A 21,759-nucleotide genomic window follows, 5' to 3' on the forward strand; every position below is an offset into this window, starting at 1 on the left:
GCGCCGCAGTTTGAATGCACTGCCGGGCGCCCTGCAGGGACAGAAAGGTTAAACGCCTAGATTAAAAACGTCCCGTTGCGGTACACCACCTCGCCGTCCACCAGAATCTCGGAGTCGGTGCGCAGGTCGCAAATCATGTCCCAGTGGATGGTGCTCTGATTGCGCCCGCCGGTTTCGGGGTAACTGTTGCCCAGCGCCAGGTGGAACGTGCCGCCGATTTTCTCGTCAAAGAGGATGTTGCCGGTGAAGCGGTTGATGTGGAAGTTGGTGCCGATGGCAAACTCGCCCAGGTAGCGCGCGCCGGGGTCGCTGTTGAGGGTCTGTTCCAGAAATTCGGTGTTGGTGCGCGCGCTGGCTTTGACCACCTGCCCCTTCTCGAAGGTCAGTTCCACGCCTTCCACGGCGCGCCCGCCGTAGATTGCCGGGTAGGTGAAGCGCACCCAGCCTTCCACCGAGTCTTCCACCGGACCGGTGTAGATTTCGCCGTCGGGCATGTTGTGGATGCCGCAGGAATTGAGGAAGCGCCGCTCGCGGATGGAGAGGGTCAGGTCCACATTCGTCCCGCGCAGGGTGACGCGGTCGTGTCCCTGGAAGGCGCTGATGAACTTCTGCTGTTGCCTGCCCACTTCCTGCCAGTAAGCCACCGGGTCGGGGACGGAGCCGTCTACGGCGCAGGCGGAGAAGACGAAATTGCGGTACTCGTGCCAGCCCATGCCGGCTTCCATGGCGTATGCCTGGGTGGGGAAGAGGGTGCTGACCCAGCGCAGTTGATCCTCGGCGGCGCGGCGGAAGACCGCCCGCTGAACGACCGAAAGGGCTTTCTGGCGGCGGGCCTGGCGCGCCGGGTTGACGCTGTTCAAGCCGCGGGTGTTGCCCTCAGAGTAGATGCGGATGCGCGCGTCGAAGTTCTCGGCGGCGTAATGGTGCAGGGCGGGGATGAAGTCCAGTTGTTCATCGCGGGATGCCGCGGTGTAAAAAATCTCTTCCTGGTCGGGGAGCGAAAGCAGAAGGTGCGGATGCCCGCCGCGTTCCAGCACGCGGCGATAAACCTCGCGCACCAGTTCTTCCGCCAGGGTGGTGGCTTCAATCAGCACGGTATCGCCGGGCTGGATGGCGGTGGAGTAATCTACCAGCACCTGCGCCATTCGAGTCACGTTTGCGTCTGCCATGGGGGTTCTCTCTCGGTGAAAGGATTGGGATGAGACGATTGTACCATCAGTTGGAGAAAATGAAAAAACTCTCCCCGAAAGCGCGCTTTCGGGGAGAGGGGACAAAAGGGGATTTTGCGTTTTCTCTTACTTCACGACCGGCAGTTCCGCCGCCACCCAGGCGCCCATACCGCCAGCCAGGTTGATGACGTTGGTGTAGCCGTTCATGCGCAGTGCCATCATCGCCAGCGCGGCACGGTGACCAGACTTGCACACCACCACAATGCGGGCATCTTTGGCGGGCAGTTTGTCCAGGTTCGCCCAAAGGGTCGTCACCGGCACGTTGACAGCGCCGTCAATGTGACCGTCTTCGGTAAATTCCTTCTCGGTGCGCACATCCAGCACGAAGGGCTTCTCGGCTTCGCCCAGCGCCAGGTTCAAATCGGCGGCTTTGATGGTGCCAAAGCCCTCGGGCAGTCCGGCAAAGAAGGCTTTCAGCCCTTCCAGGCGCAGAGCATCCACCTGCGGGGCGGTGCCGGCTTTGGGGGCTTCGGGCATCGAGCCGGTGACCACCGGCAGTTCGGCTTTCTTCCAGGCGTTCAGACCGCCCGCCAGGTTGACCACATCGGTATAGCCCAGGAAGCGCAGTGCCGCCGTCACGAACGCGCCGCGGTGACCGGACGCGCAGTAGACCACGATGGGCTGATCCTGCGCAGGCAGTTTATCCAGGTTATCCAGCACCTCGCGCACGGGGATGTGAACAGCGCCTTCAATGTAGCCGTCCTTCTCCAGTTCGGCGGCTTCGCGCACGTCCAGAATGAAAGGGGCTTTCTCGGCAAGAGCCGTGTTCAGGTTCGCCGCGGTGATGGTGTAGAAGTTTTCCGGCAGGTTGGTGAGGAAGTCACCCCACAGAGCGTTCCAGTCCACCACGCCTTCCAGCGGGAAGCCCGCGGCTTTCCAGGCGTTGATGCCGCCCGCCAGATTGATGACGTTGGTGTAGCCCAGCAGGCGCAAGCCCATGGTGACAATCGAACCGCGGTGTCCGGAGACGCAGTAAATCACGATGGGGGCGTCTTTGGCGGGCAGTTTGTCCAGGCTGGCGAAGAGGGTTTCCATGGGCAGGTTGACTGCGCCGGCAATATAGCCGTTTTTCTGATATTCATCCTCGCGGCGGATGTCAATCAGGTTGTAGGCTTTGCCTTCCGCCAGGTCGGCATTGAGTTTGTCGGCTTTGATGGTGTAGAAGTCATCGGGCAGGTTGGCAAAGAAGCCCTTGAGCAGTTCATACAACGCCTGATCTTTGATCTCCGGGGCAGTGCCGGCTTTGGGGGCTTCGGGCATCGAGCCGGTGACGACCGGCAGTTCGGCTTTCTTCCACGCGCCCAGACCGCCCGCCAGGTTGCGCACGTTGCTGTAGCCCAGCAGTTTCAGCGCCGCAGTGACAAAGCCGCCGCGGTGACCGGATGCGCAGTACACCACAATGGGCTGATCCTGCGCGGGCAGTTTGTCGAGGTTCTCCAGAACCTGGCGCACGGGGATGTGAACAGCGCCTTCGATGTAGCCGTCCTTCTCCAGTTCGGCGGCTTCGCGCACGTCCAGCAGGAAGGGGGCTTTCTCCGCCAGTTCCTCGTTCAGTTTGGCGGCTGTTACCGTGCCGTAGCCTTTATCGGCGGGCAGGCTGGCAATCAACTGGCTCCACAATGCCTGGACATCGGGGGCAACGGTGGGTTCAGGCGTGGCGGTGGCTTCGACCACCGGCGCCACGGTATTGGTGGGGGCAACCGTGGGGGTTGCCGCCGGGGCGCAGGCGTTCAGCACCAGCGCCACCAGCACCAGGACGATAAGGGGGAAGGAAAGTTTACGAGACATACTTCTCTCCTCGATAAAAATGGGTTTTTACTGTCCCGGAATGGGCGCAGGGATGTCTTCGACAATGACCCTGCGGTTGGCTTCCAACTCTTCCGGTTTGACCTTATCAGCCGTCAGGAACAGATCGCTGTTGCCGTGACAACTGTTACAGGACGAATTTTGCGGTGTCTTGCGCTGGATGTTGTGCGGGGTGGTGTACATCCAGGTGGGACGCAGGTTGAAGTTCGGCAAGAGGTTTTCGCCGTAGTACTGATAACTGGTGGGCGAAGCCGGCACATGCCGCACCACCACGTACTCGTAGGGGCGGTTGGGGTTGTCGGTGGCGTTCCTGCCGATGAAGAAGGTCAGGTACGTGCCTTCTGTCTTGTAGAAGGGCAGGTTGGTCTTGTCGCTGATGGCAACATGACAGCCATCGCACGAGGTGTACTGCACCGAGTGGCACACCTGGCACTGCAGTTTGTCCTTGTGCAGGACGTGCTGAGGGATGGTATCGCCAGACGCGCCCACCTGCTGGTGGCAGTCCTCGCAGGCGGGGGTCTGCTCACCCCAGTAGCGGTTGCCACGGGCGTCTTCCGGCGTGGTGTGAAGCGTGGCGCCTTCGTGGCAGGACACGCAGTTCATGCGCCCCTGACGGAAGTGCACATCGCCGGGGATGCCTTCGTTCTTGCCGAGATACTCGTTGCCCACCCGCGTGCCGTGGCAAGCCGTGCAGGTGCGCGTCATCGGCGGGGTTTTGACGAAGTTATGCCCTTCCAGCAGTCCGCCGCCCACGTTTTGCGGTTGCGTAATGTGGCAGTCGCCGCAGGATGTGTGGCATTTGGAGCAGTGATTGTTGAAGGCTTGCTCCAGCGCAAGATGATTCTCCGGCACACTGCGCGCCTGCATGGAAACGGCATACCCCGCCAGCGAAGCGTGCAGGCTGTTGGGATACTCGGCAGTAATGTCTTTGTGGCACATATCACACCGTCCACTGCCTTCTGCCGAGGGGTTGGCAATCAAACCGGTGTGGGCGGTTTCCTTATCGGGCGACTGCGTGCCGCCGTGGCACTGCACGCAGGTAAAGCGTCCGTGCGTGGTTTTTTTGAAGTCGGCGCTGACCAGCACCTTTTCCCATGGCTCCAACGGAGCCACTTCGCCCCCTCAGCCAGCCCCTTCAGATTCGGAGACGACCTCTTCTTCGGGCTTGGCGGTGTCGATGAGGCGATCCTTGTCGGTGTGACATTCCAGACAATAATCCACTTTGGGGGTGGGGGTGGGGATCGCCGTGGGCGGGACTTCGGGGGTGGACTGAGCCGTCGGCTCGGCGACCTGCGCCGTGCGGGCGCATCCGCTGAGCAACAGCAGGGTCAACCCCGCCAGTCCGATCCAGAGACGCCAGTTTTTCATGCACATTCTCCCTTTGTGGTATTTTTCACAAATCTCATCCAATTTTAAGAAATATCCTCACCCCCTGTAAGTGTGAATGGTCATATTCCATTATTTTGAAGCATGATAAAATTTGATAAGCAATGCTTATGAATGGGAGAAACAGGCATGTTTGATCCGCATCAACTGCGCGTGTTTATCGTTGCCGCCGAGACGCTCAATTTCTCGCAAGCCGCAAAAAAATTGAACCTCTCTCAGCCTGCGGTTACTCAAACCATTCAGTCGCTGGAAGCGCAGTTGGGCAAAGCGCTGTTTCACCGCCAGCAGCGCAAACTGGCGCTGACCGAAGAAGGGCAAGCCTTCCTGCCGGTGGCGCATCAACTGGTGGCGTTAAACATCCGCGCCCGCGATCTGGTGGAAACCAGCCGCGATCAGGTCACCGGGCAGTTGAGCATTGCCTGCAGTACCACGCCGGGCAAGTACATCCTGCCGGTAGTGCTCAGCCACTTTATTTCCCGCTACCCACGGGTGAGCGCACAGTGCCTGGTGACCAGCCGCGCCGATGCGCTGAGCGCGCTGGAACAGGGCAATGCACAGTTTGCCTTTTCCAGCAGTATCGAAGAGTTTGACCATCATTACGAATTTTTCCCTTTTATCGTTGACCCGGTGCTGTTAATCGTGCCTGCCGATCATCCCTGGGCAGGCAAAGGGGAGATTGACCTTGAGGAACTGCCGCGCGAACGCTTCATCCTGCGCGAAGAAACCGCCGGAACGTACCGGGTGGTCAAGACTGAACTGGCAAGGCATGGTTTCAACATCCACGACCTGCCGGTAACCCTGCGCCTGGGCAATTCCGAAGCCATCGCCATTGCCGTTTCGGAAGGAACGGGTGTGGGCTTTGTTTCGGGCATCCTCTTGCGGCATTTGCGCCTGCCCAATGTAGCCGTGGTGCGGGTGCACGGCATGACTTTTGAACAGACCATTTACATGTGCCGCCATCGCCTGAATCCCACGGGGAACGCCGGGGCAGCCTTCTGGCAGTTCATCCACACGGAGCGCGGCTCCATTCAGCGGCAACTGCTCGGCGAAAGCGCCGCTGTTGTATAATCTCCTTCATGAAAAAAGCCTACCTGATTTTGCACGGTGCAAACCTGAACCTGCTGGGAACGCGCGAGCCGCAGGTGTACGGCGCGGAGACGCTGGCGGAAATCAACGCCCGCCTGCACGCCCTGGCGCAGGAACTGGGCGTGAGCATCCGCTGTTTTCAGTCCAACCACGAGGGTGAACTCATCGAAGCCCTGCACGGAGCGCGCGCCTGGGCGGATGGGGTGGTGTTCAACCCCGGGGCGTTCACGCACACGTCCATTGCCCTGCGCGATGCCATTGCCGCCATCGGCATTCCGGTGGTGGAAGTGCATCTCTCCAACGTGGTTGCCCGCGAGGAATTTCGTCACCGCTCGCTGATTGCGCCGGTGTGCCTGGGAAGCATTGCCGGGTTTGGCTGGCAGTCGTATGCGCTGGCACTGCGCGCGCTGGCGGAGCGCAGTGGCACGGAGGTTGCACGGCAAGCCTCTTGAACCTGTCTGGAGAGGTGAAGTCCGTGCCTGTTGGAGAAGAGAAAACCCGGAAGACCGCCACGCCTGCTCGCGGTGACACGCAAGCGCCTGCTGAACCGGTGTCCGAGCCTGCCGAGGACACCAATGCGCTTAAAAAGTGTCGTTGCGATCGCGCAGCACTCCCGAAGGAAGCCTCCCGCAGGGGTGAAGCAACCTCCCGCAGAACTGGCGAACGGGAGACTGCCGCGCTCGCTCGCGGTGACACGCAAGCGCCCGCCCGCGGTGCGTTTCTCAATCCCCTCAGAAAATGGTCATGGGGTTCATTTTCCCCTTCCACATGGCTTATCTGGCTGGCTGGGCTGATGGGCTTTGCCCTGTTGCTCTCTCTGCCCTTCCCCGTCCGCGGGCAGGACGAGTCTCCCTTCTTCTACACCTATCTTCCCCTAATCTCCAACGAACCGCCGCCGCAGTGGGTGGGTCCATTTGGCGGGTATGTGGTGGCTCTGGAAACCGACCCGCGCGACCCCAATATCGTCTATGCCGGGACGTTTGGCGCGGGGGTGTACAAAAGCACCGACGGCGGGGCGCACTGGTTTCCCGCGCGCGAGGGCTTGACCAACCTGATGATTAACTCGCTGGCGGTGGATACGCTCAATCCCGCCACGCTGTACGCCGGCACTTACCGCAATGGGGTGTTCAAGTCCACTAACGGCGGGATGACCTGGTTCCCCGTGAACAACGGCATTGCCGCCGGGGCAATCGTCTATACGCTGGCGATAGATCCCGAGAACTCCAACCGCGTGTATGCCGGGACGCGCATTTACAAGGACGCGGCAGAACCGCCCTGGAAGGGCATCCTCTACAAGAGCGAGGACGGGGGCAATTCCTGGCGGGCAGTGCTGGAAAATGTCGGCGGGAGCGACCAGCAGGACTGGGTGTACTCCATTGCCCTGCTTCCCCGCGACCCCAATATCATCCTTGCCGCCACGCACGAACACGGGGCGTACCTCAGCCGCGATTACGGGCGCACCTGGTCTCCCGCCAACACCGGCGTGGATGATCTCTCCGGGCGGGCGGCGCTGTTTGACCCGCGCTACCGCAATCCCAGCGTGGCGTACATGGGCACATGGCACCGCACCGGCTTCTACAAATCCACCAACGACGCGATGACCTGGACACTGCTTTCCTACCCCAACGTCAAGGTGTACGGCATGGCAATTGACCCGCAGGCGCCGGCAAACCTCTACGCGGCGACGTTCTCCAATCACGGCGTGCTGAAGAGCGCCAACGGCGGGCAGTCGTGGACGGTGACCGGCTTGACGAACGAACTGGTGTACAGCGTGCGCGTCAATCCGGGCAACAGCGCGCTGGTGTATGCGGGGGTGGTGGCGAACGGCGTGTACCGCAGTACTGACGGGGCAAAGAACTGGAGTAACGCTTCCAGCGGGCTGGCACACCTCAACACCACCGGGCTGGCAGTGGTGCCGGGGACGCCCGCGCGCTGGTACGCGGCGGTGTACGGCAAGGGCATCTTCCTCAGCACCGATGAAGGCAAAACCTGGACGCTGGTCAACAGCGGGCTGGGCAACCTCAACCTGCGCGGCTTGATTGCCCATCCCACCAACCCCAACCGCCTGTTTGCCCTCACCGAGGGCGGGCTGTACCGCCTGGACGTGCCTGCCTCTTCCTGGACGAAGTTAACGCTCATCGGCGAAGGCATGGGACTGACCGGGAAGGATGCCCTGCCGCCTCTGCCGGTCACTCCCCCCGACCCGTTGAGCCTGCTGACGCCCGAGGAAGCGCCTTCGGCACAAACCCGCGCCCTGCCGGCTTCTCCCATGCTGACGCTTGCCTTTGCGCCTTCCAGCGCCGGCACAGCCTACCTGGGGACGGGCGGGGCGGGCGTGTACCGCAGTGACGACGGCGGTCTGACCTGGAGCGCGGCGGGGCTGAATGGGCAGAGTATCGTTGCGCTGGCGGTGCATCCCGCCAATCCCCAACAGGTGACGGCGGCAACTTCAGGCGGGGCGCTGTACCGCAGTGAGGACGGCGGGAACACCTGGACGAGCCTGCCAGTGCCGGGCGGGAGCGTGTACGCCCTGGCAATCCCACCCGCCGAGCCAGCCAGCCTTTACGCAGGCACTGCCGCGGGCGTGTACCGCCTGAACGGCGGGGTGTGGAGCGCGCTGGGGCTGAATGGGCGCGCAGTGTATGCGCTTTGGAACGACCCGGCGCAAACGGGGCGCTGGATTGCCGCCGGACAGGGCGGAGCCTTCCTCTCGGAAGATGGGGGGATGACCTGGCTCGAACTGGAGCCGCAACTGCGCAGTCTCAACGTCAACGCTCTGCGGGCTGACCCGGCAAACCCGCACTGGATGTACTTCCTCACCGCTGAAAGCGGCATCCTGCGGCGCTGGGTGCGCTGAACAAGAAAGTTTTATTCCATGTGTTGATGCGTTTGGGGAATTTTGCCCTCTAAAATCAACTGCGTGGCGCGGAACGCCAGCGGGGGCAGGGCACTGCGCGGGAAGAAAGCCGCTTTGCCGGCATCGTCGCCTGCCTGCAGGTCGCCTTCGACCACTTCGGCGCGGTAGGCAATGACGATATCCGCGCCGCTGGGGTGTTCGCGTCCCGGCACAATGCCCAGCAGTTGCGTCACCCGCACCACCAGCCCGGTCTCTTCCAGACATTCGCGCTCGGCGGCGCGGGCGGGGTCTTCGTGGGCGTCCATGAACCCGGCGGGCAGTGACCATAAGCCCTGCAGGGGCGGGTTGAGGCGCTGGACGAGCAGGACTTCTTCGCCGCGCTCCACCAGCACGGCAACCGCCACCTTGGGGTCTTCAAAGTAAATCCAGCCGCACTGCGGGCAGACCGGATGATCCCTGCCAAACAAAAAGCGCGTTTCCAGGCGCGCTCCACATTGCAGACAAAACCGGGCTTTTCCTGCCATACACTTATCCCTTTCGGCGCAGTCGCAGAGCCAACCCGCCGAACAGCACCGCCAGCGCCAGCAGGATGACCTGGGCAATGCGCTGGGACGTCCAGAAGGATGGAACTGCCTGCACGGGCGCGGCAAACTCGCGCGCGCTTTCCTGCGGCGCAGGTACAAGGGCAATCACCTGACCGGCTTCTTCGGGGGCAGGCACGCCCAGAATGGGACCACTACCCTCAAGCGGCTGAGCGGGCGCCGGGGTGGCTTCGGACTGAAGCGCACGAACAGACTCTTCGGTCGGCACCACCGGCGGAATCGTGCCCGGCGCGGGCTGACCGCCGTACTGCACAATGCCCTCGCCCGGTGGAACATATCCCTCAGTGCCATCGCCAGCGCCGCCGCCCATGCCCTTTGCCGTGGTGTCCTGATTGTAAGTGACAATGCCCTCGCCGGAAGGCGCGCCTGCGGCTTTCATGGCTTCGCCGCCCTGACCTTCAGGGGCGCCGCCGCCACCGCCCATCCCACCCGGCGCATGCCAGAGGATGATGGGGACAATTGCGGTTGGTTCCATGGCGGCGCGCAGTTGATTTTCGGGAGCCGCCTGGGTGGCTTGGGGGGCAAATTCCATCGCCGGGGCTTGTTGCGCCTGCGGAGCGGGCGCCGCCGCCATAGGCGCGGCAAAGCGCAGGGCAGGCAGGAACTGCAGAATCAGCGCAGACATCAGCGCCAGCCCCGCCATACTGGCGGCAAAACGCGCGGAGAGGAACGAGAACAAGCCCGGACGGGCGGTCTTGCCCACCATCTCCGGCGTGAGGGTGAAGTTGCGCGGGGCGCGGTAGCGCGGGGCTCTGCGCAAGAGAGCGCGCGTCTCCCGCAGTTCATCCAGCGCCAACTGCCACTGCGGGTTGCGGCGCAAATCCTCTTCCAAACGAGAGACTTCCTGGGGGGACAGTTGTCCGTCCAGGTAGGCAGAAAAGCGTTCATACTCGCGGAAGGAAAGGTCGCTGTTCATCGTTCGTCTCTCTGAGAGGTTAGACGCAAAAGCGGGGGTAAAAGTTCCCAAAATCGGTGCAGGCAGTCGCGCAGTTTGAGGCGGGCGCGCGCCAGACGGCTCTTGACCGTCCCCAGCGGTTTGCCCAGAATCTCCGCCACTTCCTGATAATCCATGCCCTGCAGGTCAATGAACACCACCACGGCGCGAAATTCCTCATCCAACTGCTGTAAACAGCGCTGGATGGCGCGGTCGAGTTCCTTCTGCTCCAACTGCTCTTCGGGGGAAAGCCCGTCATCCGCCAGCCACGAGGGGCTTTCGATGGTTTCGTCATCGTCGTCCAGCGGTTCCAGCGGTGTGCTGGGGTGGCGCTGGCGGCGGCGCAGTTCGTCGTAGCAGGCATTGGTGACCATGCGCATCACCCAGGCTTTGAACGAGCCGCCGCGGAAGGATGAGAGATGGCGGTATGCCGAAAGGAAGGCGGTTTGGGTCACGTCCTCTGCCTGATCGGGATCGGAGAGCATGCGCATGGCAAGGTGGTACGCCATATCCTGATATGCCAGCACCAGGCGGTTGAAGGCGTTGAGGTCGCCGTTACGGGCTTCCTGAATCAGCGCCAGTTCATCCATGTCAGCCTCGCTTTCCGGTATGCCACGCCCACAACGCCCGCCAGAGAATCATTCCCAGGGCGGCGGTAGCGCCCAGCACACCGACAAAGACGGGAAGAACCGCGCTGTTCAGCCACCATCCGCGCAGGACGCCGGCAATGGGGGCGGCAAGCAGTGCCGCCAGCCCGGCGCGCCAGACCTGCGGCATGCGGCTGAAAACCTGCGGCTGGTACAAACCCAGCCAGGGGGCAATCAGCGCCCAGCCAATCAGCATGGGCAGGAATGTGCTCCATACACGGGCAAGTGCGCTACCGTGAAAGGCAAACCCAACAACGCTGATGACGAACACAGCAACGGCATCACCGAAGAAGAGGGGAAGGAAATCCATCCACCGCACGCGCATAGGAATATTGTACCAGAGAGATGAAGAATAGGATAAAGCGCAACCCCTGTCAAAAAGAATTGGACTATAATCCTGATAGGGGGACGGAGCGTTAACACCAGTTCACCTATTCCGGTATACCCGTTTCATACTCTGAGTGGAATCTGCCCCTCCCCGAGCAGAAAGAAAGAAGGGAGGCAAGATGACCGCACAAATTCCTGAAAATCTGATTTATGAGGGCTACAGAACCACCATGAACTTCTGCCCCTTCCTGCCCAAAGACCATCCCCGAATCGTCGAGTTGTCCGGAGAGGAAATCCAGAGGGAAAACATCCATCCGATGATTTTCTCCACCGCCTGCTGGCGTGAATACGTAGGCACCTGGGAAGTGAAGAATGGGCAGTTTTATCTGGTCAGGCTGACAGGAAAATACAAAATCCTCGGCGATGATCCCATCCCCGCCGACTGGTTTTCCGGCGTTCTCAAAATCCCCGTGGGGAAAATCCTGCACTACGTCCACATGGGGTTTGGGACGGTATATGAGCGGGAAATCTTGGTCACCATCGACAAAGGGAAAGTGGTTAACGTGCGGATTAAGGATAACCGGGGCAAAGAGATTGACCACTGGAATCAGGTAGAGCGCAGTATGCCGGGGTCTGAGTTTCGTTCCGAAGACGAAGACGACTCCGAAAGGTAAACCCACAATCCCATAAAACTCACACTGCAGAAAGGACAAGCATCATGGATTCAGAGCAAAACGCTCCCATCTGTCCAAATGGAGAGCATCAATGGGTGGATTACCAGTGCGTGTACTGCGGCGCACAAAAGCCGGAAGCCCTGGATGAAATCTTCCAGGAATTGCTCGCCCTTTCCTCAGACATGTCGTTATACGAAATCGGTCTGAGAGAAAAAAGAGCCAGAAAACTGGGGGAAATTCTCAATGAATGGGGTGGATTTCCGCTCATGGTGTCCATGTGCGAAGCGGTTGGCGCTGTCAATTTGTTGAGTGGGCGCCTGGTTGAACTCTGGTGGCATGGCATGGGCACCTGGCGGGGATAAACAGTTTTTCCTCTGGCACATTCAGGGACAAGCGAGCCGTAACCGCACGGGAATGTTCCTGCGTCAACAAGAAATACGGACGTTCGCAGGAAAAGCATCCGAATCATCCTTGAAAATAGAACAAATGTACTATATAATAAAGGCATGACCTTACCCTTTCGCTGGATTTTCACCGGGATTGTGCTGGGAGCGTCGTTCCTCATCTTTGCCGCCAACGCCATCGGGCAGATTCAGGTGGTGGCTGCCTCTACCGAGGAACCGTCCTTCTCCGCCCCTGTCGAAACGCTGGCTCCGCCCGGCGAAAGCACCGAATCTGCCCCATCGGCAGAGTCCGCTCCCGCCGAAAGCGCCCCCACCGCACAGGAAGAGGCAAAGTCCTCCGGCGATGGCAACTGCGAGGTCAGCCCACGCTTTCCCGAGGCAGTGTACCGCTGGTGCGACCTCATCACGCGCTACGCCAACGAGAACGGGCTGGACCCCGACCTGGTGGCGGCGCTGATTGTGCAGGAAAGCGGCGGCAAGCCCGATGCTTACTCACGGAGCGGCGCAGTGGGCTTGATGCAGGTCATGCCGCGAGATGGCATTGCCGCCAGTTTTCGCTGTGTCAACGGTCCATGTTTTGCCTCGCGCCCCAGCATGGCAGAACTGTACGACCCGGAATTCAACATCCGCTACGGCACGCGCATGCTTGCCGGGCTGATCAGCAAGCGCGGTTCGGTGCGCGACGGGCTGATGGCATACGGTCCCATGAACGTGGGCTATTCCTACGCCGATAAGGTGCTGGCGATTTACGAACGCTTCCGCGATTAAGGCAGGGGTTGGGTAGGCCAGGGGGTAAGAGTCGGCGCGTTGCCACTCTGCTCTGTGGGCGATGGGCGTGTCTCCGCTGTCGGAGTGGGCGGAGCAGGCGTGGCGCTGGGCAATGGGTTAGGGCTGACCTGCACCAGCGTGGGCGAAACTGCGGCAGACACCGTCGGCGTAGCAGGTTGAATGCGTGTTCCACCGCTCAACCACCAACCGGCAATCACCGACATCCCCACCAGCAAAAGCAGAATGCCCAGCCATCCCACCCACCGCCATACAGAACGCCGCCGAGCACCGGGAACGCTTTTCAGCGGGCGGGTGGCTTCCTCGCGGTACTGCGCTTGGGGGATGCGCGCCGCCACAATGGTGATGTTATCAAACCCGCCGCGGATGTTTGCCATCTCCACCAGGCGGGAAAGGGCTTCCTTGACCGGCAGGGCTTCAAAGGTGGCGGCAATCTCGCCATCGCTGACCAGATCGGTCAGTCCATCAGAAGTCAGCACGATGAGATCGCCTTCCTGCAACATCAAACCCTGATTGGCAAGGCGCTGCTCGTCGTTCTGCGGGGGCAACTCATCCCAGCACAAGCGCAAATCCACCTCGGGGGGAATGGGCGAGCCCAGATAGCGGCGGATGACGTGCTGGTTGGGATGCCCTTCCACCTCTTCTGGCTTTAAGATCCCCTGCTCCATGGCTTCCTGCACCCACGTGTGATCAATGCTCAATCGGTGGGCTTTGCCCTGACGAATCAGGTAGATGCGCGTATCGCCCACGGTGGCGGTGTAGAGACGCCGTCCGGCAATCCAGGCACAGGCGCAGGTTGCCCCCATACCAATCTGGTCGGGGTTTTCTTCCGCCTGTTTGCGGATGGCTTCACTGGCTTGCTGAATTGCCTGGTACAGAATTTGCGGCGGGTTCAAGCCATCGCTGGCGGCAACGGCAGCGTCAATCTGCTCCACGGCAATTTCTGCCGCCACCTCTCCGGCGCGGTGACCGCCGACACCGTCGCACAGCACCAGCAAGACCACCGGCAGAGAAAACGGCGGGTATTGCCGGTAAGCAAACACCCCATAACGGTCTTCATTGCCGCGGCGTCTCATGCCGGTGTGGCTGATTGCCGCCACCGGCACGACCGGGCGTTCCATTCGCCTCATAAATCAGTCCCCCTGAATCAATTCTGTATGCCATGTGCGTTTCTTCTCCGGTTGACTGGCTTCAAACCGATACATCAACCGCCCCAGATGGATGCAATCTTCGTGCTCCAAGAGCACGCCCCCGGCAGGCACAGGGCGATAGTTCACCCACGTTCCCGCCAGGGAACCGGCATCAAAGAGGCGGTACTTGCCTTCCTCTTCCTGCACCAGGCGGGCGTGCAATCCCGCCACACTGGGATCATCCACAATCACCATCGCCTCGCGGGGGTCGCTCCCCAGGGTCAGTTCACTGCGCGCCAGCGGCACCACCGTACCCGGCAGGGCTTCGCCGTCCTCGCCCAGCCGCACCAGATAGGCAGGCACCGGCGGGGCTTCGACTCCTGCCCGCATCAGTGGATTGGGGCGTTCCTGCACCCGGCGCAGGTCTTCCTGAGCAATCGTCACCGGCTGGGTGAGCGGGTCTGTCAGCGAGCGGCGCACGCGGGGAGCGCGCTGTCGGCGGGCGCGGCTTTCGCCCAGCAGTACCATGGTCAGCACCAGCGCCGCCAGCAGGACAGCCCCCACGGCAATCACACCACGGTAGGAAATGCGCTCCCACAGGGTGCGCTGAGGGGGTTCTTCGACCAGCACCTCTACCGGCAGGAGAATGCTTTTAGCGCTCAGCCCCAGTTCATCCTCGACTTCCAATTGCAGGTACGCCGTACGCGAGGAATTGAAGGCTGCCAGTTCCCACTCAAACTGATCGAAGGGCGGGGCGGTGTTCTCATCCACCAGCGTGCCGTCCACGTACAGGCGCGCCACCCGCAACCCGCGCGCATGTCCGTCGGGAAATTCCACCAATGCCTGCAGGGTAATCATCTGCGGGGTCAGTTCGGCGGGTTGCTGGTCGGTTTCCTGCGTCCAGCGGCGTTCAACCTGAACGGGCGGAGACAGAAAGATGGGGTTGGGCGGAGCAATCTCAATGGAGTAAGTCAGTTGGGCAGGGGGGAGAGTCTCCATGCCGGAGCGGGTCAGCGCCACGCTCAGGCGATGCGTTCCGCCGGTGCGCACAGACGAAAGGTAGCGCACCTGATAGACCTTGCGCAGGGGTTTCAGCCATTCATCCAGCGGGGGGAAAGTTTCCTGACCGGCAATCAGCACCAGTTTGCCGCTGCTGGCATCCGCCAAACGCTGAAGGGCGGCGGTATCGGGTGCGGTGCCTTCCAGCGAGGGCATGACTACCCAGACGAACACGCGCACCCGCAACTGCACGGCGCGCGCGGTCAGGTCTTCCAAACCGGTCAGTTGCTCCCCGCTCAGCGGCGGAGTAACGAACAGCACCGCGCGCTTGACGGTGGGGTCATTGATCTGGTCGGCAGCCAGGTTGACCGCCTGCACCAATGGGAAGAGCGTGGGCACATTCAGGCGTTCCAGCGCCGGCTGATAAGCACTCAGCGCCCTGCCAAATTCGCCGGGGTCGCGGCTGCGAATGACCTGCAATCCGCCTTCGGTGGACAGGCTGAAGGTACTGCCCCCCCGGGCTTGCTGTTGCCCTGCCCAGTCCAGCAGGTTCTGGCGAATCTGCTCGAACTGCGTGGTTTCGCCAAAGCGGCGGGCAAGGTCGCGGGTGGGGTTGAACGCCAGGGTAAACTCGATGCCCGGCTCGATTTCTTCCAGAAACGAGACGGCTACCGGCACATCATTTTCGGTCAAAGCGATTTCGGACGGTTGAATGCCGGAGACAAAGTTGCCCTGCGCGTCATAGGCTTCCAGGAAGAAGGACATGGACGGGAAGGCATCGGTGCGCAAGCCGTAGGCAAGCAATGGCATCTGTCCCTGCGCCTGCGCCGAAATTGGCGCGACCAGCAGGGACAGAAAGACAAACATCAAAAGGGGAAGACGAAGTGATGACTTCAACGATTGCGCACCCATTGTCCAGCCTGCCCTACCACACCAGTACACTGCACCCCAGCGACGGCGTTTCGCAGGGCATTGCGGGCGACTTGTAAAGTCATTATAACACAGGCGTTTAATCGTACTTCAAAATGGTATGGCGGATTTCTCCCCAGCGCAGGGCATCGGCGATGCCCTGTTCGATAGGCAGACGCGCTTCCCAGCCCAGCAGACGGCGGGCGGTATCGGCGTTGGCGTATGCCCCCGCCACGTCGCCGGGACGCGGGGGACGCTCCACCTTGCAGATTTCCTTCCCGTACACCTTCTCGAAGGCGGTCACCAGTTCGCGCACGGTGACGCCGCGCCCCGTCCCCAGGTTAATCACCGCATAGCGGCTCTCTCCACCCAGGCGCTCGAAGACCTGTTCAAACTGCTCCACCGCCTGAATGTGCGCCAGCGCCAGATCCCACACATGGATGTAGTCGCGGATGCCCGTGCCATCGCGGGTAGGCCAGGTGGTGCCGGTGATTTCGAAGCAGGGCAGTTTGCCCAGCGCGGTATCCACCAGTTTGCCCAGCACGTGCGAAGGCTCTTTGACGTGAATGCCCGAACGCATCTTGGGGTCGGCGCCGATGGGGTTGAAGTAGCGCAGGGCGATACCCTTCATCGGATAGGCGGTGCAGAAGTCCTTGAGAATCATCTCCATCATATACTTGGTGCGGGCATAGGGACTGCCCGGCTTGAGCGGAGACTCTTCGGTGACCATGAAGCCCGGCACCACGTCATAAATCGAAGCCGAACTGGAGAAGACCACCCGCCCATATCCCAGGCGGTTGAGGGTGTGGAACAGCGCCAGCGACTTGCACACATTCTCGGTGTAGTACTCATAGGGCTTTTCCACCGATTCAGGGACAACGATGAGCGCGGCGCAGTGGATGGTGGCGTAAATATCGGGATGCTCGCGGAAAACGCGCTCCACCAGCGCCGCATCGGCAATATCCCCGCGGTAGAAGATGCGCCCGCGGGTAAATTCCTCCCTGCCGGTAACCAGCGAATCAAGGATAACCGGCGTATGACCGTAATCCTCCAGCGCGGAGCAGATGGTACTGCCAATGTATCCCGCGCCTCCGGTGACCAGTACTTTCATGGCAAACGTCCTCCCTCAAAGGAAAATGGATATTACCGCTCCGGGGTAATGCCCGGCGGCGGGGTAAAAGGTTCATCGCAGGCAAAATCGCTCATCACCTGCTGGTAAGAGGCATCGCGTTCCGGGGTGGGCGGAGCTTCGCGCTCGATGCGCCGCCACAGCCGGCACAGCAGGCGCTGATAGACCGGTGAAATCTCCCCTGCCAGGCGGGTTTGCTCCATGGCGCGGTCATAGGCGCCGGTGTGGGCGTAGGCTTCGATGAAGGGGAAGCGCTCCAGCGGGTCGTTGGGGTAATCGCCGGTAGCAAAGGCTTGCTCACCCCAGCGCACCACCGCCTGCCAGTCCTTCTGTTGACGGGCAAGGTCGGCTTTCTCAAAATAATAGCACCAGTTGGGTTGCGGCTCCGCACCGAAAAGAATCTCCGGCAGGACGGGATTGCCCTGCGGCAGAATGGGCGCGGTCTCGTGGAGCGCCATGGCATCGCGCAGGTAGATGGGCAGTGTCCAGTTTTCGATGTCAATCTCCGGGTCCAGCACCCGCAGGCAGGCGGGCGGCTTGTACCAGAAGGCCACCGCCTGCGCGGTATTGCCCTTGAAGGTAGCCGCCAGATAGTCCCACTCGAAGGGCAAGCCCTTTTCCAAGCCCGGCAGGTTTGCCCCCAGCCGCACGGTGGGGTAGAAGAGCGCGTAGCGCAGTTCGGGGGCGGTGTTGTCGGGGGCATAGATCCAGTTCAGCGGGGCGGTCAGCGAGTTGTCCGAGTAGTGGCGCATGGGCAGTTCGTTGGAAAGCAGGGTGGTGCCGGGCTGAATGCCGGGCATGCGCCAGGAAAGTTGCCAGAACATCCTCTGCATCACCACCCAGTCGCGCATGTACACCACCGCACTGCGGTACTGATAGCCCACCGCAAAGGCAAGGAAGACGCTCAACGCCGTCAGGCGCAGGGCGCGCGGCAGGGGCAGGGCAAAGAACAACCCGCTCACCACCAGCACCGCCGAGAGCATGAACGAGAGAGTGAAACGGTCAGCGTGGAAGTACAACTGCACCGGCAGGTTGGTCAGCCAGTACGGTACGCCCGCCACCGCCAGCCCAGCCAGTCCCAGCAGAACGGGCGCCGCCCAGAAGCGGGGTTGCGGGGATGCCGCACCGCGGGGAGCGCGCGTCAGCCAGACGACTGCCAGCCCCAGCAGGAAGGTTGCTCCCAGCACGGCGTAGTAGCCCATGAGCAGGCGCGGCACCAGTTCCTGCGCGGCAGGCAGTTGGAAGGCATTGTCCCACGCCTTGAAGGTGGTCAGGAAGGCATCCTGCACCGTGCGGGTGAGCCAGTACCCCAGCGCGCCCAGCGGATTCTGCGCCAGCATCTCGTAAAACACCGGCTTGTACAAGCCGTAGCCAAAGAAGAAGGCGCGCCACAGCATCACCCCCGCCAGCGAAGCGAGGTAAGGAAGCCACAGGGTGAAGGCGCGCTTTGCCGTCTGCCAGAGCGAGCGCGGCGCGGGGCTTTCCTGCCACACCGCCACCGCCAGCCACAGCGGGCGGGTGAGTTCAAGGAAGAAGAAATACTCCATGCACAGCAGGTTTGCCAGTCCCAGCGCCCACGCCGGCAGGGTATAACGCCAGCGGCGGCTGGGCTGGCGCACCGCCAGCACGCTGAGCAGGAACGAACCGAGGAAGAAATTCAGCACGATGAAAAAGTGCGAATACACCACCGGGATGAACTGCTGGCTGAAGCCGGGGTAAAGGATGAAAAGCGCCGCCGTCCAGACGGCAAAGTCCTCGCGATCGCGCCACACCGCACGCAGGAACAGATACAACAGCACGCCGCTCAGCCAGCGTCCCAGGATTGCCAGCGCGTGCCACGCCAGCGCTTGCATGCCCAGCACCGGCACGGTGAGTTGATAGAGCAAGCCCCACACCGGGCGGTTGGTGGAGAAGTAGCGCGTCAAGCCCTCGGCGCCGTAGGTGTGGTAAATCCAGGTAATGGGCACATCATCCCAGTAAATGCCCAGGCGGGTTGCCCACAGCCCGTAAGCCAGCCCAGCCAGCCCCAGCAGGAACAGCGGAACAATCCAGATGCGCCAGCGTCTCATTCGCCTTCCCAGTCCTCCCGCGCCGAAGGATGAGGGGACTGCACTACCGAGCGCACCAGATAAATGGGACGGCGCTTGACTTCCTGGAAGATATAGCCCACATACACACCGACAAAGCCCAGCAGAATCATCAGGATACCGTTGGTGAACAACAGCATGAACATCAGCGAACTCCAGCCGGGGGCAAGGCTGGCGCGGTCGCCGCTGAGCCACAGACTGAGCACGTAAATCACCTCCAGCACTGCCAGTCCCAGCATCACCCCGCCCAGCGAAAGCCCAATATACAGGGGAACGAGGGAGAACGAGAACACCGCATCGCGCGCCAGTTTGAGCATCTTGCGCAGGGTATACTTGGAATGCCCGGCAAGGCGCTCCGGCGGATGGTAGGGCAGGATGACACTGCGGAAGCCCATCCACGAGACCATGCCGCGCAGGAAGCGGTGATACTCGCGCATGCGCCGCAGGGAATCCACCGCACGGCGCGACATGAGGCGGAAATCCGCTCCGCCGGGCAGAATCTGCGTGTCGCTGATGCGGTTAATCAGGCGGTAGAACCAGTCGGCGGTCAGGCGCTTGAAGAGCGGCAGGCGACCGTCTTCCAGGCGCTGGGTAAGCACAATATCATAGCCCGCCTGCGCCAGCCGGAGCATCTCGGGAATTAAATCCGGCGGGTGCTGACCGTCGCCGTCCATCGAAATTACAAAATCGCCTTCGGCAACGTCCAGCCCAGCCGTCAGCGCCGCCTGATGCCCAAAGTTGCGCGAGAGTTCCAGCACGGTCACGCGGGTATCCTGCGCGCAAATGGACTGCAGGATGTTCATGGTGCCATCGCGCGAGCCGTCGTTGACGTAGTAGATGAAGAAATGATAGGGAAGCGAATCAATGGTCTGGCACAGCAAACGGTGAAATGCCGGCAGGGCTTCTTCTTCATTAAAAACAGGGACAACAATCCCAACGGTTCGCAAACCAGCCTCCCCTGGGGGCTTTGGAGTGGAGAAATCACCCTTTCAGGTGAACTCAGGTCGCCCGCTTCTCACATGACATCCCTCCATAAAACGGTACAATGACTTCATGGAGGTTATAAACCATGCGCCTGAAAGTTGGTGATCCTGCACCTGATTTTACCCTGCCTTCACATCTGGGCAAAGAGGTTGCCCTCAGCAGTCTGCGCGGACGCAACGTGGTGCTGGCGTTCTTCCCGCTGGCATGGACGCCAATATGAACGAGCCAGATCCCGTCGTATGAGGCAGAACTCGACCTCTTCACGGGATTGAACACCCAGGTTCTGGGGATCAGCGTGGACAGTGTGCCCTGCCTGAAAGCATGGGCAGATTCTCTGGGGAGCATCTCTTACCCCCTGCTTTCCGATTTTTACCCGCATGGGCGGGTGGCTGAACTGTACGGCGTCCTGCGTCCGGACGGCACCAGCGAGCGCGCCCTGTTTGTGGTTGACCGTCAGGGCATCATCCGCTACATCGATATCCACGACATCAACCAACAGCCCGACAACGAGGAACTGCGCGCCATCCTGCGGCAGGTTGACCCTCAGGCGGCGGCAAACGAACCCCGTGCAAAGGGCGAGGATGCCCCTCTGCCCAGCGGGGGCATCATCATGTACTGCACACCATGGTGCGACGACTGCAAGCAAGCCCGTCAGTGGCTGATGCAGAGAGGCTTCAAATTTGCGGAGGTGGACATCAGCCGCAACCGAAAAGCCGCCGAGCAGGTGCGCCGCTGGGCAAACGGCAACCTGACCACCCCCACCTTTGACATCAACGGCACCATCATCGTGGACTTCCAGCCCGATAAACTGGCAGAAGTGTTGGGAGGGTGTTAACAGCAAAGGCTCCCGTCTGCATGAACAGACGGGAGCCTTCTTTATATAACATCCCCGGGATTGGGGTTTTCCCCTCCCGGAGACGGGTATCTCAAAACGAGAAACAGGCTCCGGGGAGGCTCGACGGGCGGCAGTGCGCCCGGCTGGGTTGTCTTGCGTTGATGTTGCTCATTGCTCCTTACTCAGTCTCCAGCGTGAACAGGCTGATGGCGCCAAAGATCAGCACAACCAAGGCAACGGCTAAGTAAACGATCCACATAGAGACCTCCTCCGTACCAACGATAAACCGAAGGGCGACCGGATTGCGCGGGCATCGGCGTTGCCGTGTGCAATCCTCTATGAGATATAACGCCGGGCGGGCAAAAAAGTTTCAGGCAATTTTTCACAAACCCGGCTGACAAATGGAGGAAGTCCTGCTGAAATGCTGGCGCCGGCAGGTTGAGTCTCCCCCATTTGTGCTACTTCTATTATAGAAAATTTGTTTCCCTTAAGCACCTTTCAGATTCATTACAAATCGTGCGGCTCGCGCCGGGTGCGGTTGGCAAGCCTGCCGAGCCATGTCGAATATACCACCGCCAAGGACACGAAAAGGATGAGAGTGTGCGCCTCAACAGGCTCGGCGCACGGTCTGCGCTCGTCACGACAAGGGCAGGTTGCACCTCCAAGGCGCGAAGGGGGTGTCGTCGCGGGGTTCGCGCAAGCGAACCGTGGCGACCTCCCTTGGCGGGAGGTTGCTTACCCCATTCGGGGCACTTTCGCCCTCTGCGGGGGACTCCCTTCGGGAGTGCTGCGCAATCGCAACGACACGGCTGGGTGTCATTGCGAGACCCGCGTAAGCGGGTCGAAGCAATCTCCTGAAAAATCCTGCCTCATTACCAGCCGCGGGGAAGGTTGCTTCGCCCCCTTCGGGAGTGCTGCGCAATCGCAACGGCACGCAACCGCGCCCTT

20 protein-coding genes are annotated in these 21,759 nt (G+C 61.2%); 7 read left to right on the plus strand and 13 right to left on the minus strand.

The window, feature by feature from the left end:
- Positions 1 to 56: 56 nt before the first annotated feature.
- The 4 genes from ANT_RS14655 to ANT_RS14670 form a co-directional block, all read right to left on the minus strand.
- A complete protein-coding gene (locus ANT_RS14655; protein ID WP_013561311.1) occupies positions 57 to 1,169 on the minus strand; it encodes an aminopeptidase in 1,113 nt (370 codons plus the stop codon).
- Positions 1,170 to 1,295: 126 nt separating this feature from the next.
- On the minus strand, positions 1,296 to 3,017 hold the full coding sequence (locus ANT_RS14660) for a rhodanese-like domain-containing protein (RefSeq protein ID WP_013561312.1): 1,722 nt from the start codon (positions 3,015 to 3,017) through the stop codon (positions 1,296 to 1,298).
- A 27-nt stretch (positions 3,018 to 3,044) separates the two neighbouring features.
- Positions 3,045 to 4,148 (minus strand): multiheme c-type cytochrome, encoded by a 1,104-nt coding sequence (locus ANT_RS14665; protein WP_013561313.1) that lies wholly within the window; start codon positions 4,146 to 4,148, stop codon positions 3,045 to 3,047.
- 9 nt (positions 4,149 to 4,157) lie between these two features.
- Complete coding sequence (locus tag ANT_RS14670; protein ID WP_013561314.1) at positions 4,158 to 4,403, minus strand: hypothetical protein; 246 nt, start codon at positions 4,401 to 4,403, stop codon at positions 4,158 to 4,160.
- A gap of 147 nt (positions 4,404 to 4,550) precedes the next feature.
- Here ANT_RS14670 and ANT_RS14675 point away from each other — a divergent pair, with 147 nt between their 5' ends.
- Genes ANT_RS14675 through ANT_RS14685 form a run of 3 tightly spaced genes read left to right on the plus strand, consistent with a single transcriptional unit; the run spans position 4,551 to position 8,364 of the window.
- A complete protein-coding gene (locus ANT_RS14675; protein WP_013561315.1) occupies positions 4,551 to 5,489 on the plus strand; it encodes a LysR family transcriptional regulator in 939 nt (312 codons plus the stop codon).
- Positions 5,490 to 5,497: 8 nt separating this feature from the next.
- Entirely contained in the window at positions 5,498 to 5,959 is a 462-nt protein-coding gene (gene aroQ / locus ANT_RS14680) for a type II 3-dehydroquinate dehydratase (protein WP_013561316.1), read from the plus strand.
- 14 nt (positions 5,960 to 5,973) lie between these two features.
- On the plus strand, positions 5,974 to 8,364 hold the full coding sequence (locus tag ANT_RS14685; protein ID WP_172634635.1) for a WD40/YVTN/BNR-like repeat-containing protein: 2,391 nt from the start codon (positions 5,974 to 5,976) through the stop codon (positions 8,362 to 8,364).
- An 11-nt stretch (positions 8,365 to 8,375) separates the two neighbouring features.
- Here ANT_RS14685 and ANT_RS14690 read toward each other — a convergent pair whose 3' ends face one another.
- From ANT_RS14690 to ANT_RS14705, 4 genes are read right to left on the minus strand one after another with little or no spacing between them, the layout of a single operon-like run.
- The gene (locus tag ANT_RS14690; RefSeq protein WP_013561318.1) at positions 8,376 to 8,888 is read right to left on the minus strand and encodes an NUDIX hydrolase; all 513 of its coding nucleotides are present in this window, start codon (positions 8,886 to 8,888) and stop codon (positions 8,376 to 8,378) included.
- A gap of 4 nt (positions 8,889 to 8,892) precedes the next feature.
- A complete protein-coding gene (locus ANT_RS16675) occupies positions 8,893 to 9,882 on the minus strand; it encodes an anti-sigma factor family protein (RefSeq protein WP_013561319.1) in 990 nt (329 codons plus the stop codon).
- Positions 9,879 to 10,490, minus strand: a complete 612-nt coding sequence (locus ANT_RS14700; RefSeq protein WP_013561320.1) for an RNA polymerase sigma factor — start codon at positions 10,488 to 10,490, stop codon at positions 9,879 to 9,881. The genes ANT_RS16675 and ANT_RS14700 overlap by 4 nt, the downstream gene beginning before the upstream one ends.
- Position 10,491: 1 nt before the next feature.
- Positions 10,492 to 10,872: a DUF3054 domain-containing protein gene (locus ANT_RS14705; RefSeq protein WP_013561321.1), complete on the minus strand. Its 381-nt coding sequence runs from the start codon at positions 10,870 to 10,872 to the stop codon at positions 10,492 to 10,494.
- A gap of 181 nt (positions 10,873 to 11,053) precedes the next feature.
- On the opposite strand from ANT_RS14705, the gene ANT_RS14710 reads away from it, so the two are divergent.
- The 3 genes from ANT_RS14710 to ANT_RS16680 all read left to right on the plus strand — a co-directional run bounded on the left by ANT_RS14710 (position 11,054) and on the right by ANT_RS16680 (position 12,720).
- The gene (locus tag ANT_RS14710; RefSeq protein ID WP_013561322.1) at positions 11,054 to 11,548 is read left to right on the plus strand and encodes a hypothetical protein; all 495 of its coding nucleotides are present in this window, start codon (positions 11,054 to 11,056) and stop codon (positions 11,546 to 11,548) included.
- A gap of 44 nt (positions 11,549 to 11,592) precedes the next feature.
- Positions 11,593 to 11,910, plus strand: a complete 318-nt coding sequence (locus ANT_RS14715) for a hypothetical protein (protein ID WP_013561323.1) — start codon at positions 11,593 to 11,595, stop codon at positions 11,908 to 11,910.
- Positions 11,911 to 12,054: 144 nt separating this feature from the next.
- On the plus strand, positions 12,055 to 12,720 hold the full coding sequence (locus tag ANT_RS16680; protein WP_013561324.1) for a lytic transglycosylase domain-containing protein: 666 nt from the start codon (positions 12,055 to 12,057) through the stop codon (positions 12,718 to 12,720).
- On the opposite strand, the gene ANT_RS14725 is transcribed toward ANT_RS16680, so the two are convergent.
- The 5 genes from ANT_RS14725 to ANT_RS14745 form a co-directional block, all read right to left on the minus strand.
- Positions 12,717 to 13,859 (minus strand): PP2C family protein-serine/threonine phosphatase, encoded by a 1,143-nt coding sequence (locus ANT_RS14725; RefSeq protein ID WP_041455083.1) that lies wholly within the window; start codon positions 13,857 to 13,859, stop codon positions 12,717 to 12,719. The two genes, ANT_RS16680 and ANT_RS14725, sit on opposite strands and share 4 nt — an antisense overlap.
- Before the next feature lie 12 nt (positions 13,860 to 13,871).
- Positions 13,872 to 15,764, minus strand: coding sequence for an FHA domain-containing protein (locus tag ANT_RS14730; protein WP_172634636.1), 1,893 nt, complete (start codon positions 15,762 to 15,764; stop codon positions 13,872 to 13,874).
- A 112-nt stretch (positions 15,765 to 15,876) separates the two neighbouring features.
- Positions 15,877 to 16,887 (minus strand): UDP-glucose 4-epimerase GalE, encoded by a 1,011-nt coding sequence (galE, locus tag ANT_RS14735; protein ID WP_013561327.1) that lies wholly within the window; start codon positions 16,885 to 16,887, stop codon positions 15,877 to 15,879.
- A 32-nt stretch (positions 16,888 to 16,919) separates the two neighbouring features.
- Positions 16,920 to 18,974 (minus strand): tetratricopeptide repeat protein, encoded by a 2,055-nt coding sequence (locus tag ANT_RS14740; RefSeq protein ID WP_013561328.1) that lies wholly within the window; start codon positions 18,972 to 18,974, stop codon positions 16,920 to 16,922.
- Entirely contained in the window at positions 18,971 to 19,939 is a 969-nt protein-coding gene (locus tag ANT_RS14745; protein ID WP_013561329.1) for a glycosyltransferase family 2 protein, read from the minus strand. Before ANT_RS14745 ends, ANT_RS14740 begins: the two co-directional genes overlap by 4 nt.
- A gap of 122 nt (positions 19,940 to 20,061) precedes the next feature.
- Here ANT_RS14745 and ANT_RS18100 point away from each other — a divergent pair, with 122 nt between their 5' ends.
- Entirely contained in the window at positions 20,062 to 20,811 is a 750-nt protein-coding gene (locus ANT_RS18100) for a redoxin domain-containing protein (protein WP_013561330.1), read from the plus strand.
- The last annotated feature ends 948 nt before the right edge of the window (positions 20,812 to 21,759 follow it).

It is taken from the genome of Anaerolinea thermophila UNI-1 (assembly GCF_000199675.1).
Taxonomy (GTDB): domain Bacteria; phylum Chloroflexota; class Anaerolineae; order Anaerolineales; family Anaerolineaceae; genus Anaerolinea; species Anaerolinea thermophila.